Annotated in this window: 11 protein-coding genes and 1 tRNA gene; 8 read left to right on the forward strand and 4 right to left on the reverse strand. The window is 65.7% G+C overall.

The features are described 5' to 3' along the window. Positions 1 to 146 precede the first annotated feature (146 nt). The 3 genes from pyrC to aroQ all read right to left on the reverse strand — a co-directional run bounded on the left by pyrC (position 147) and on the right by aroQ (position 2,532). Entirely contained in the window at positions 147 to 1,226 is a 1,080-nt protein-coding gene (gene pyrC / locus ACLBXO_RS13610; protein ID WP_447685683.1) for a dihydroorotase, read from the reverse strand. 12 nt (positions 1,227 to 1,238) lie between these two features. Beyond that, the gene (locus ACLBXO_RS13615) at positions 1,239 to 1,940 is read right to left on the reverse strand and encodes an orotate phosphoribosyltransferase (RefSeq protein ID WP_331312948.1); all 702 of its coding nucleotides are present in this window, start codon (positions 1,938 to 1,940) and stop codon (positions 1,239 to 1,241) included. A 142-nt stretch (positions 1,941 to 2,082) separates the two neighbouring features. Further along, complete coding sequence (gene aroQ / locus ACLBXO_RS13620; RefSeq protein ID WP_091977797.1) at positions 2,083 to 2,532, reverse strand: type II 3-dehydroquinate dehydratase; 450 nt, start codon at positions 2,530 to 2,532, stop codon at positions 2,083 to 2,085. Between the two features lie 175 nt (positions 2,533 to 2,707). Here aroQ and ACLBXO_RS13625 point away from each other — a divergent pair, with 175 nt between their 5' ends. From ACLBXO_RS13625 to ACLBXO_RS13635, 3 genes are all read left to right on the forward strand, one after another. Next, positions 2,708 to 3,550, forward strand: a complete 843-nt coding sequence (locus ACLBXO_RS13625; protein ID WP_447685684.1) for a 3-keto-5-aminohexanoate cleavage protein — start codon at positions 2,708 to 2,710, stop codon at positions 3,548 to 3,550. A gap of 49 nt (positions 3,551 to 3,599) precedes the next feature. Next, positions 3,600 to 4,121 carry a hypothetical protein gene (locus tag ACLBXO_RS13630; RefSeq protein WP_331312951.1) on the forward strand — a complete coding sequence of 174 codons (522 nt, stop codon included), beginning with the start codon at positions 3,600 to 3,602 and terminating at the stop codon, positions 4,119 to 4,121. Positions 4,122 to 4,219: 98 nt separating this feature from the next. After that, a tRNA-Gly gene (locus ACLBXO_RS13635) sits at positions 4,220 to 4,293 on the forward strand. An 865-nt stretch (positions 4,294 to 5,158) separates the two neighbouring features. On the opposite strand, the gene ACLBXO_RS13640 is transcribed toward ACLBXO_RS13635, so the two are convergent. Continuing rightward, on the reverse strand, positions 5,159 to 6,019 hold the full coding sequence (locus ACLBXO_RS13640) for a LysR family transcriptional regulator (protein ID WP_447685685.1): 861 nt from the start codon (positions 6,017 to 6,019) through the stop codon (positions 5,159 to 5,161). Between the two features lie 174 nt (positions 6,020 to 6,193). On the opposite strand from ACLBXO_RS13640, the gene ACLBXO_RS13645 reads away from it, so the two are divergent. The 5 genes from ACLBXO_RS13645 to ACLBXO_RS13665 form a co-directional block, all read left to right on the forward strand. Continuing rightward, positions 6,194 to 7,078, forward strand: coding sequence for an NAD(P)-dependent oxidoreductase (locus ACLBXO_RS13645; RefSeq protein WP_447685686.1), 885 nt, complete (start codon positions 6,194 to 6,196; stop codon positions 7,076 to 7,078). Positions 7,079 to 7,128: 50 nt separating this feature from the next. Continuing rightward, on the forward strand, positions 7,129 to 7,977 hold the full coding sequence (locus ACLBXO_RS13650; RefSeq protein WP_331312954.1) for an alpha/beta fold hydrolase: 849 nt from the start codon (positions 7,129 to 7,131) through the stop codon (positions 7,975 to 7,977). Positions 7,978 to 8,040: 63 nt separating this feature from the next. Continuing rightward, on the forward strand, positions 8,041 to 8,571 hold the full coding sequence (locus tag ACLBXO_RS13655; RefSeq protein WP_331312955.1) for a VOC family protein: 531 nt from the start codon (positions 8,041 to 8,043) through the stop codon (positions 8,569 to 8,571). 669 nt (positions 8,572 to 9,240) lie between these two features. Then, positions 9,241 to 10,002: a L,D-transpeptidase gene (locus ACLBXO_RS13660; protein WP_447685687.1), complete on the forward strand. Its 762-nt coding sequence runs from the start codon at positions 9,241 to 9,243 to the stop codon at positions 10,000 to 10,002. A gap of 748 nt (positions 10,003 to 10,750) precedes the next feature. Continuing rightward, positions 10,751 to 11,361: flagellin N-terminal helical domain-containing protein (locus tag ACLBXO_RS13665; protein WP_447685688.1), on the forward strand; the 611-nt coding region annotated here is incomplete at its 3' end.

An 11,361-nucleotide genomic window follows, 5' to 3' on the forward strand; every position in this document is an offset into this window, starting at 1 on the left:
CATTGCCTGATTGGATGGAGTGCCGATGTCCGTCTTCGCGAGCGCAGCGAAGCGATCCCGTGTCGCGCGACGATCACCGATGTCGCGCTGCCCTGGGCCGCTTCGCGCCGCTCGCGATGACGGTGCGCTGTCCTCAGCCTGGGCGGTCAGGCCACCGACCAGGGCAGCGTCTCCTCGCCCCGGAACACCACCACCGCCGTGTCGTCGACCGCGACGGCCTCGGCGATGCGGCTCTCCCGGCGCTCCAGGGTGACGGTCCCGGCATTGGGCTCCAGCCCGTGGAAGCGGGCACCGTTGAGGGAGGCGAAAGCCTCGAACCGGTCCAGCGCGCCCTCCTCGTCGAAGACCTGCACGTAGGTCTGGAGCGCGGAGGGGCCGCAGAACACGCCCGCGCAGCCGCAGGACGCCTCCTTGGCGCCGCGGACATGCGGGGCGGTGTCGGTGCCGAGATAGAAGCAGGCCTCGCCGGAGGTCGCGGCCCGGCGCAGGGCGAGCCGGTGCCGCTCGCGCTTGGCCACCGGCAGGCAGTACAGGTGCGGGCGCAGTCCCCCCTGGAAGATATGGGTCCGGTTGATCACGAGGTGGTGCGGGGTGATCGTCGCCGCGCACCGGGTCCGGTGCTCCCGGACCACGTCGAGGATCTCCGCCGTGGTGGCGTGCTCCACGGTGACCTTGAGCCCCTGGTGCCGGCCGAGCAGCGGGATCAGGCTGCCCTCCATGAAGGCGGCCTCGCGGTCGAAGATGTCGATCTCCGGGTCGGTCGCCTCGCCGTGGATCAGCAGCGGCATGCCGATCCGCTCCATGCGCTCCAGCACCGGCGCGATCCCGAGGAGGTCGGTGACGCCCGCGTGCGAGTTCGTGGTCGCGCCGGCCGGGTAGAGCTTGGCGGCGACCCAGACCTTCTCGGCGAAACCCCGCTCGATCTCGTCCGGATCGGTGTCGTCCCGCAGGTAGCAGGTCATCAGCGGCGTGAAATCCTGGCCCTCCGGCAACGCGGCGAGGATGCGCTCCCGGTAGGCCTGCGCGGCCGCCACCGTGGTCACCGGCGGCACGAGATTCGGCATGATGATGCCCCGGGCGAACTGCGCCGCCGTGTAGGGCAGCACCGCCTTCAGCATCGCGCCGTCGCGCAGGTGGATGTGCCAGTCATCCGGCCGGCGGATCGTGATCCGGTCGACCGTCTCCGCGGCCTGGCGCTCGGCGGGGAACAGCTCGGCGACGCCCATCGCGATCCCTCCTCAGGACTGGCCGAAGGCGGAGATGCCGCCATGGGCGGCCGACCACGCGGCCGGCGCGTTGAGGAAGCTCTCGACTTCGGCCAGCGTCTTCGGGTCGAAGGTGCCCATCTCCTTGGCCACCGCCAGCACGTCCCACCACGTGGTGAGATAGTGGAGCTTGATGCCGATCTCCTGCATCAGCGCGGCGCTGTCGGGGAAGATGTCGTAGTAGAACAGCACGAAGCAGTGATCGACCTGGGCGCCGGAATCGCGCAGCGCCTTGCAGAAATTGACCTTGCTGCGCCCGTCGGTGGCCAGATCCTCGACCAGGAGGGTCCGGGCGCCCTCGACGATCTCGCCCTCGATCTGCGCGTTGCGGCCGAAACCCTTGGGCTTCTTGCGGATGTACTGCATCGGCAGCATCATCCGGTCGGCGATCCAGGCCGCGAAGGGGATGCCGGCGGTCTCGCCGCCCGCGATGTGGGTCAGCTTCTCGTAGCCGATCTCGCGCACGATCGTGGCGGTGGCGAAATCCATAAGCGTCGAGCGCAGGCGCGGGAACGAGATGATCTTCCGGCTGTCGGTGTAGACCGGGCTCGCCCAGCCGGAGGTGAACTTGAACGGCTCGTCCTTGTAGAAGAGCACGGCCTCGATCTCGAGGAACATCTTGGCCGCCTCGCGGGCGATCACTTTCCGGTCGAGGGGCAGGAAGGGACTGGTCATGCGGCGTGCGGCTCCGCTTGGGGCGCTCTCCGGGACCGCGAGGACCGGTCCGGCCGGGGAGCGTGCGTGGAAATGAGGCCTGACCGCCCTCCTCCGCCCTGTCTCCGCCAGCGTCAACCCTGACGGCGGCGCTATCCGCGCCTCAAGCAGGTCTGCCGGCCCGCAGATGCGCGAGGTGCCGGATCGCCAGCGCGTAGCCGTGCGTGCCGAACCCCGCCAGCACGGCCGTGGCGGCGAGGGAGATGTAGGAGTGGTGGCGGAAGGCCTCGCGGCGGTGGACGTTCGAGATGTGGCACTCGATCACCGGCACCTCGCAGGTGTTCAGCGCGTCGAGGATGGCGACCGACGTGTGGGTGTAGGCGCCCGCGTTGATGACGATGCCGGCGGAGCCGACGCGGTACTCGTGGATCGCGTCGATCAGCACGTGCTCGGCGTTGCTCTGGCGGAAATCGACCGCGAGGCCGAGGCCGGCGGCCGTCTCGCGGCACAGGGCCTCGACGTCGGCCAGCGTCTCGCGGCCGTAGATCTCCGGCTGGCGCTTGCCGAGCAGGTTCAGGTTCGGCCCGTTCAGGACCAGGACGGTGTCGTTCATCGTGTGCCTCGCGGGTCGAGAGGTGCGGCAAGCGCCCGCAAGACTCAAGTCCAGGCTGTCATCCGGCCGGAGATGTCCCGCGCACGGACCTGCCGCCCGCGCCGGGCGGTTCAGATCCGGATCCCGCGGCGCTATCCCGGTCGCGGAAGCCCGATGAGGCAGGGAGGACAGGCGAATGGCAGGATCCCCGAGCGACGCGCCCGTAGTCATCGCGGTGGCGATCACCGGCTCGGTGCCGCGCAAGGCCGACAACCCGGCCGTTCCGGTCACCGTGCCCGAGCAGATCGAATCGACGCAGCAGGCGTTCGAGGCGGGCGCCACGCTCTGCCACATCCACGTGCGCAACGACGACGAGTCGCCCTCCTCCGACCCGGACAAGTTCGCGGCCGTGCAGGCGGGGCTGCGCCGGCACTGCCCGGGGATGATCGTCCAGTTCTCGACGGGCGGGCGCGGGCGCGACCCGGCCGCCCGCGGCCTCTCGCTCAAGCACAGGCCCGACATGGCCTCCCTGTCGACTGGCTCGGTGAACTTCCCGACGATCGTCTACGAGAATTCCGCGAGCCTCGTGACCGACCTCGCCGGCCAGATGAAGCAGTACGGCGTGAGGCCCGAGATCGAGATCTTCGACCTCTCGCACCTGCACGGCGCCAAGCGCCTCGTGGAGGCGGGCCTGATCGACGCGCGCCCGCACGTGCAGTTCGTCCTGGGCGTCCAGAACGCGATGCCGGCCGAGGAGCACCTCCTCGACATCCTGCTCGCCGAGACCCGGCGGATCCTGCCGGAGGCGACCTGGACGGCGGCCGGGATCGGCCGCAACCAGGCGACCGTGATGGACTGGGCGCTCGCCCGCGGCGCCGACGCGGTCCGCACCGGCCTGGAGGACAACATCCGGGTGACGAAGGATCGGCTGGCGGCGAGCAACGCCGAGCTCGTCGGCCTCGCCGCGGCGGCGGTGGCGCGCCACGGCCGCCGCGTCGCCACGCCCGCGGAGGCGCGCGCCGCGCTGGGCCTGGGCTGACCGGGCGCGGATGTTTCCCCGGCCGCGCGGCGGAGACGGCGCCGGATCCATGCGGCCGACGACACGCACGCCGTCCCGACCGCGATCCCTGATCGTCGGCTGCGCCGCCGCGGCCTGCGCGTTCCTGGCCGTGTCCTCGGAGGCTCCCGGGCAGGCCGGACCGGGATCGGCGGAGGCGCTCGAGGACGGGATCCAGACCATCCGGCGCGGCGACACCGTCACGAAGGTCGATCGGACCGGCAAGGGTGCGGTGCTGTGCATGCGCGGCATCCTGCAGGCGATGCGCGCCGTCGGACAGGCGTGCCACGACGGCGCCGACCCGGACTTCCAGCAGGAACTGCGCGCCGCCGTCGCGCGCATCGATCGGTTCATCGCCGACAACGCCCCGGACAGGGCCGTCCCGCCGCGCGACGGGACGACGGAACCGGAGCAGCGGCCCGGCGCGGTCTGCGGCCGCGACGCGGAGGCCATGTACGAGGCCCTGCGGACCGGCGGCGCCGCGGGCCTGCGCGCCCAGGTCGACGACCTGCTCTCCATCCCGCGCGAGCCGGTCATGAATCCGTGCCTGTGAGCCGGCCGGCGACGCCGCGGATTCGGGACGTCGCCGGCGCGGCGGCGATCCCGCCCCACCTTCTCACGGCCGTCCCGGCGTGCTAACGCTCCGCCCGCGCGGGTGTAGCTCAATGGTAGAGCAGCAGCCTTCCAAGCTGAATACCCGGGTTCGATTCCCGGTACCCGCTCCAAGCCGTTTTCACGAGCCGGAGCAATCACTTGAGCTCGGCGTGACGCGCATCTTTCAACGGTCGCGGCGCGGGCCGATACAACGCTGATACAACACGCCTGAACTACTCGCTTGGCCGAATCACGTTTCCGCGATCGCCATCGGCACCGTCATTCCTTCGTGAAGGAGTGGATTGCGCTCTCCGGTCTCGATTCGCACGCACGGAAGCTCGTACTGTCGCGTTCGGTGGGAAGGCCTTCCGCGCACCGCTGGTGGGATGCCCGTCGGCACGGTCGTGTGACGCATCATCTGCCGATCAGGATCTTGGCCGCCGTCAGCGCGACGAGGTTCGATATCTCGGCGGACAAATCGACGGCATGCCCGGGCGCCGACAAGGATATCACCAGGGCATACCGCGCCTTGTCCGCGAAGCGCCGCTGCCCGAAGTGCGTTTTCCACCTTTTGTCGACGGGGTGGACCGCATTCGAGTCGTGACCCGCAAGCTCGATCGCCCTACCGCGACACCAGTCGCAATGGAGCGATCCGGCCTGGACAGCCTTGGGCCCGAGCAGCCAGCAACTGGTCTCGGGCTTGCCCTGCGAACCGTCTCTCTCTTGCGCCGAGGAGATGTGGTTCCGGAACTTCGCATCGGCCTCCGTCCGATCCTTTGTGGATCGGCGCCGAATGATGCCCCTCCCACAAACCCGCTTAAGTCATTGCAGCATCACTTGAAACGCGCCGATATATGGGGTCACGATCGGCGCCGATCGTGACCCCATCGAGAATACATATGTTCGTGTTCTAGCAAATAACTAGCGGGAATCCACCGTGGTCATGGCTCGACGCCGACACGCATCGGCTATCTGATAACCGACCGCGGCAGCACATCATACGGTCGCGTTCACGAGATGGTCCGATACGGTCGAAATGAACGCACGAAGACGCCGAAGACGCCGCAAATCTCGGTGATATCCCATCCAGATATCTCGCGCGGGCGGTTGCGTCGGCATTTCCAGCCTGCGGATACCAGGGATCTGAGTGCCGACGACTCGCGGCAAGACCGCGATGCCAACGCCTTGCTTACACATGCGCCCTTGGACGTTGCGGTTATTCGATCGCAGGACCGGTCTCGCGTTGGGGAAACTCTCGATGAGCCACGCGATGTCCGGGAAGTGCCCCGTCGATGTCTCATGGGTGATCAGCCGGAAACCCGTCCCATCGCCGTATCCGGGGTCTGGCGCCTCCTCGGCGATGTAGACGCCGTATTCGAGCCTGAAGAGCCGACGCTGTACGACATCGGCAGTGTTGAACGGCACGATACGAAAAGCGACGTCGGCCTCTCGCTGTGCGAGGTTGAACAGGCGCGTGCCAGTCAGGATTTCGACGTCGACATTGGGGTAGGCCTTCGAGAAATCCGCCAAGATGGGAGGCAGGACATAGGCCCCGAACCAGTCCGCCGATGAGATGCGCAGACTGCCCTTGAGGTTCTGCTCCTGCCCCGCGAGCCGGCGCTCCATGGCCAGCGCGCCTTCTTCCATCTGCTCCGCCAGCGCGATGATCCCGTGCCCCTCTTCGGTCAGGACGAGACCGTCCGCAGTCCGCTGAAAGAGCGTGTGTCCGATCGCCTGCTCAAGCGCGCGCAGACGCCTGCCGACAGTCGGATGGCTTGTCTGAAGGGAACGCGCGGCGCCGCCGAGCGTGCCGGATCGCGCGACAGCGAGAAAGACCCTGACGTCACTCCATTCCATCGCGACACCCGCACAAAACTGAACGCGAGGAATACAGTTTCGTCACTACAAGAACAAATCTGACCGTATAGGTTCCTGCCGAGATTTGAAGGCGCAGGTCTCCGCCTGATGCTGGCTCAATGGCCTGCGTCCGATCCCGCGCACAGCTGTCATCTGAACGGCAAGAGATGGATCATGCAGATCGGGTTTATCGGTCTCGGCAGCATGGGTTCAGCCATGGCCCTGAACTTGGCGAAGGCAGGCCATGAGGTGCGAGCCTGGAACCGTAGCAGGATCGCCCAGGATCGCGTTCACGGGATAACGCTGGTCCCGCTCGCGGCGGATGCATTCCAGGCCGACGCAGTCTTCACGATGCTGTCCGACGATCCTGCCATTCGGGAGGTCATCCTCGATGCCGGGCTGCTCGCAAGGGCGCGACCGGGGCTGACCCATGTCATCACATCGACGATTTCTATCGCTTTCGCGCGAGAACTGGAGTTGCTGCACGAAAAAGCGGCCCTCGGCTATGTGTCCGCGCCGGTGCTCGGGCGACCGAACGTAGCGGCGCACGGCCAGCTCAACATCCTGGCAGCTGGGAAGGCCGATGCGATTGCCGCGGTCGAGCCGTTGCTCGCTTCGATCAGCAAGAAGGTCTGGAAGTTGGGGGAGGATCCCGCGCGCGCGAACGCTGCCAAGATCGCCTGCAACGCGATGATTGCCATGGCTATCGAGGTGATGGCTGAGGGTGTCGTGCTGACGGAGAGCGTCGGCTTGGACCGCGCGGACTTCTTTGAACTCATCCTGGGCACGCTTTTCTCGGGCCGCGCCTATGAGAGCTACAGCGCGCAGATCACGAACCGATCATTTGAGCCCGGTTTCAAAGCCAAGCTCGCGCTCAAAGACATGCGCCTGGCAATCGAGGCCGGCAACCAGACCGGGCGCACGCTCCCGATGCTTGAAGCTGTCCGCGAGGGACTTACCAGAGCTGTCTTGGCGGGCCTTGGAGAGAAGGACTGGTCGATCATGGCCGATATGACGATTCGTAACATCGCGTTCGCCGCCGCTTCTAGCGAGCACTGAGCGCTGAAAGTGAGCTTTGCTGGACCGTCACCATCGATTGGGGAGCGATCATGATCGCAACTCTGAAAGGGTTTACCCAGCAGCTGGTGCCAGTGAATGGCATCACGATCAACGCCGTTACCGGAGGCTCAGGGCCGCCGATCCTGCTCCTTCATGGTTGGCCGGAAACATGGTGGGAATGGCACCACGTGATGCCGCTGCTGGCCGAGCATTTCAGCGTGGTGGCCATGGATCTGCGCGGCGCGGGCTTTTCCGCCTGCCCGCGCGACGGCTATGACAAGGCGACGATGGCGCGGGACGCGTACGAGGTCATGGTTGCCCTCGGCCACGACCGCTACGCCGTGTGCGGACACGACATCGGCGGCATGGTGGCCTTGTCGCAGGCAGCCCGTCATCGAGAGGCTGTCACGCATCTCGCTGTCCTCGACGTTCCGCTTCCCGGCTGGACCGGGTGGGAGGCGACGATCGCGAGGCTCTGGCATTTCAGCTTTCATATGAACCGGGATCTGCCCGAGCGTCTGATCCATAGCCGCGAGTACGACTATGTTTCGACATTCATGGCTGAGCGGTTCTACGATCACAGCACCTTCAATCCGGCGGACATCGAGATCTACGCGAAAGCGATGGCGCTTCCCGGCCGCACCCGCGGCGGCATGGAATGGTATCGCACCCTCGGCGCCGACCATGCGGCTGCGCTCGAGTACAAGAAGCAGCCGCTCGAAATGCCGGTTCTCGGCCTCGGCGGAGACCAGCGATTTGGTGCGCAGATGGTGCCGATGCTCAAGGAATTCGCGATCAACGTGACGGGCGGCTCGATTGCGCGGTGCAGCCACTATGTCGCGGATGAGCGGCCGGACGAAGTCGCGGCCGCCCTGATCGATTTCCTCAAGACCAATTGAAACTCCACGCCCATGTCGTCGTCGGCCGGGCGGATCGCGATCGATCACGAAAGGAAAGCCAACATGACCGCACCCGTCCCTCGCGGGGTCAATCATATCGGCATCACGGTGCCCGACATCGAAGCAGCAAAATCGTTCCTGGTGGAAGCTTTGGGCGGCCAAGTGCTCTATCAGTCCTTCGGACCGCAGGACTCGCCGCGGCAGGGGCCCGAATTCGAGCGGGCCGTCGGCGCATTCCCTGGAACAGTCGTGCGTGGGCAGGCGATGGTCAGGATCGGAATCGGACCCGATATCGAGCTCTTCGAGATGCACGGCCCCGAACAGGCCCAGCCGGTCCGAGCGAGCGATTTCGGCATCACCCACTTCGGTCTCTACACCGACGACATCGACGCCTCGGTCGAGCGCTTCGCAAAGGCCGGCGGTACCCCCCTCACCGCGCCACGCGCCATTCCCTATGCAACCGAGAAAGGGCCGGGAAACAAGGTCTGCTACTGCCGCATGCCCTGGGGCACGACGGTGGAGTTCATCACAACGCCGGACCCAATGGCCTATCATGACCAAACTGATCTGCGCAGATGGCAGGACGAGGATTAAGTAGGAGACAAGCGGTTTGCACCAGGAAGGCTTCCGCGATCCCGGACTCGTTGAAGCGACGCGCGCATCGATCCTGGGGTTCGCCCAGGAAGGTCGCGGCGTTCCGCGCCTCAAGCCACGGCCTGCGTGTCCGCGGTAAAAACGCCGGGAGCCCGGCCGGCGAGTTTGGCCCTCGGCAGCCCACTACCGGTAAAGCACCGTCACTTTGTGAGCTGGTGGGCGCCTCGTGTGACGGTTGGGGCAGACAACAGCGCAGCACAAGGGCCGCCAACCCGGCCCCGAGCTCGTCGCCCCCGTCTTGCTCGCCACCTCTCGACCCTCTGCTCTCCGTTGGTACGAAGGCTGAAGACTGCAGCGGGCCTCGATGTCGGCCGTCGGGGCCACGATGACCCGCCCGTCGCCGAGCATGCCCGTCGCTTGCTCGAAGCGGCCGGTTCACGCGTAAGCGGCGCGGACGTCTTCAGAGGTAAACGCGAGATCTCCGTCTCGTCTAAGCTATCAAGGTCGACGCACTGTCGATGCAGCCTTCATGCTAAATAAATGATCGAGTTATGTAAATAATTTACTCTGGATATTATCTGAATATCTTTGTGCCCGACATCGGAACAGCAAAAAATGTGACGGCCGTTGAATAAGCGCGAAGCTATGACTGGACATGAGTACAGAGCCATGACGAAGCACCTCTCCGACGGCCTGCACCCGTCCCGTGCCCGAGCGCTGCGCGGCGTTTCCGTGCTGTCGCTCACGCTGCTGGCGGCGGGTTGTATGGCGACCGATCGTGACGCTGGGGCAATCGCCAGCGTCGCGCCGATGCACCCGAGTTTTCTCGCCATGTACGGGGCGAACCCCACCGAGCGCTTCCCGCTGCCGGCGACCGACATCCGCGAGGTCAATCCGCGCTACTTCCGCCAGGAGGTCGCATACCCGCGCAGCGAGCCGCCGGGTACCGTGGTCGTCGATCCGGGCAACAAGTTTCTCTACCTCGTACGAGAGAACGGCCGGGCCCTGCGTTACGGCGTCGGTGTCGGCAAGGCCGGTCTCGCCTGGAACGGGACCGCCGAGATCAGGCGCAAAGCGGAATGGCCGCGCTGGACGCCGACTGCTGACATGATCCGGCGCGAGCCCGAGCGCAACGGCCCTTGGCGCAACGGCATGGCGCCGGGCCTAACGAACCCGCTCGGCCCACGCGCGCTCTACCTGTTCGACGGAGACCGGGACACCCTCTACCGCATTCACCGCACGACCGAGCCGCATACCATCGGCACGAACGTCTCGTCCGGTTGCATCCGGATGTTCAACCAGGACGTCATCAACCTCTACGAGCGCGTGCCTGTGAACACCAAGGTCGTGGTACTGCGGCCCGACGAGCACGTCGAGCCGCTAGAGGCCGTCACGACAGCGCGCGAAGAAGAGGGCCCCGACGCGGGCTGACCAGACGAGATCTTGCCGAGCGGCCAGCGCTCGGCGCGCTCGACTCGGCCGGCATCTCACGAAGCGGCGCTTCGTGGATGCGCCAACGTCAACCTTTGTGGCAGCCTTGGGTGAGCAGAGGTTTGTCGGTCTTTGCAGCCGCCCTTCTCCGAAGCAGTCGTTCCGCTTTCGGCCATCGTTGGCCGCCGACCCGCGCCCCGGCGAACGTCTCTGATGGGTGGATTCCCGCTGGTCTGCTTTTGAGCGACAGCTGCAGCAAACCAAGCTTCGCTCTTTGGTCTTGGTCTCAAATATCCCAACTGTCGAAGGCCACTCATTACCTTCAGTGACCGCCTCACATCCAGGCACCGAGCAAGAAGAATGCTTGATCCGGCTTTCGGCGAGGCGGCTCTGGCTTTTCCGACGGCAGCTCAACGAATGCCGTCCCATATCGCGGCTGAGCGGTCCGCCGAGTGAGCATCTACCTGATGCAGCAAATCCACATAGCTCACAGGCGCTGCTGACTTCACGTAGGGTTGGTTTCGTTGCGCTTGCCCCGGCTCGGGTTGCAAAATATCAACCACTGGTCGATCAATGCAGAGCGTATTCTACCAGGAGAAAAATTAATATATCGGCACTCGTTATTGACCTGTTTACTTTGTTAATTCAATTTCTGAATTGTTTCTAGATTGAGCTTGATCGAACATCGTCATTATTGCTCATGAGATTGCCGCAGAAGCGGCGTGTTGACTCAGAAAGATAGCAAATCATGTCTTCGATCACCCTGTCGGCTGCGACGCGCCAGAACCTGCTCTCGCTGCAGGACACCGCCCAGCTGATGTCGACCACCCAGAACCGGCTCGCGACTGGCAAGACGGTCAACTCCGCCCTCGACAACCCGACCAACTTCTTCACCTCCCAGGCCCTCGACGCACGCTCCTCGAGCCTGAACACCCTCCTCGACGGCGTGTCCAACGGCATCCAGTCGATCCAGGCCGCCAACCAGGGCATCACCTCGATCCAGAAGCTGGTCAGCCAGGCGAAGTCGATCGCCAGCCAGGCGCTCTCGACCCAGCTCTCCACCACCGGCACCGCCGCCAACGCCTACAGCGCCAGCACCGCCTCCCAGACGGTCCTGCTGACCATCAACGGCACCTCGGTCTCCGCCACGGTCGCCGCCTCCTCGAGCATCAGCGCCACCGTCGCGGCCCTGAACTCGGCGGTCAGCTCGGCCTCGACCTCGTCCAGCGGCTCCTTCGGCGCCGGCGCGATCTTCTCGGTCGACAGCACCGGCACCAAGATCGTCCTGAACGCCCAGGCCGACGTCGAATTCCAGAACTCCGGCAGCCAGACGGCGCTGGGCTTCACCGCCTCGGGCAC

This window comes from Methylobacterium sp. C33D, assembly GCF_053345825.1.

Bases quoted from the DNA above. Each gene is read 5' to 3' on its own strand.
- pyrC (WP_447685683.1), bottom strand. From the start codon at position 1,226: ATGGGCGTCGCCGAGCTGTTCCCCGCCGAGCGCCAGGCCGCGGAGACG.
- ACLBXO_RS13615 (WP_331312948.1), bottom strand. From the start codon at position 1,940: ATGACCAGTCCCTTCCTGCCCCTCGACCGGAAAGTGATCGCCCGCGAG.
- aroQ (WP_091977797.1), bottom strand. From the start codon at position 2,532: ATGAACGACACCGTCCTGGTCCTGAACGGGCCGAACCTGAACCTGCTC.
- ACLBXO_RS13625 (WP_447685684.1), top strand. From the start codon at position 2,708: ATGGCAGGATCCCCGAGCGACGCGCCCGTAGTCATCGCGGTGGCGATC.
- ACLBXO_RS13630 (WP_331312951.1), top strand. From the start codon at position 3,600: ATGCGGCCGACGACACGCACGCCGTCCCGACCGCGATCCCTGATCGTC.
- ACLBXO_RS13640 (WP_447685685.1), bottom strand. From the start codon at position 6,019: ATGGAATGGAGTGACGTCAGGGTCTTTCTCGCTGTCGCGCGATCCGGC.
- ACLBXO_RS13645 (WP_447685686.1), top strand. From the start codon at position 6,194: ATGCAGATCGGGTTTATCGGTCTCGGCAGCATGGGTTCAGCCATGGCC.
- ACLBXO_RS13650 (WP_331312954.1), top strand. From the start codon at position 7,129: ATGATCGCAACTCTGAAAGGGTTTACCCAGCAGCTGGTGCCAGTGAAT.
- ACLBXO_RS13655 (WP_331312955.1), top strand. From the start codon at position 8,041: ATGACCGCACCCGTCCCTCGCGGGGTCAATCATATCGGCATCACGGTG.
- ACLBXO_RS13660 (WP_447685687.1), top strand. From the start codon at position 9,241: ATGACGAAGCACCTCTCCGACGGCCTGCACCCGTCCCGTGCCCGAGCG.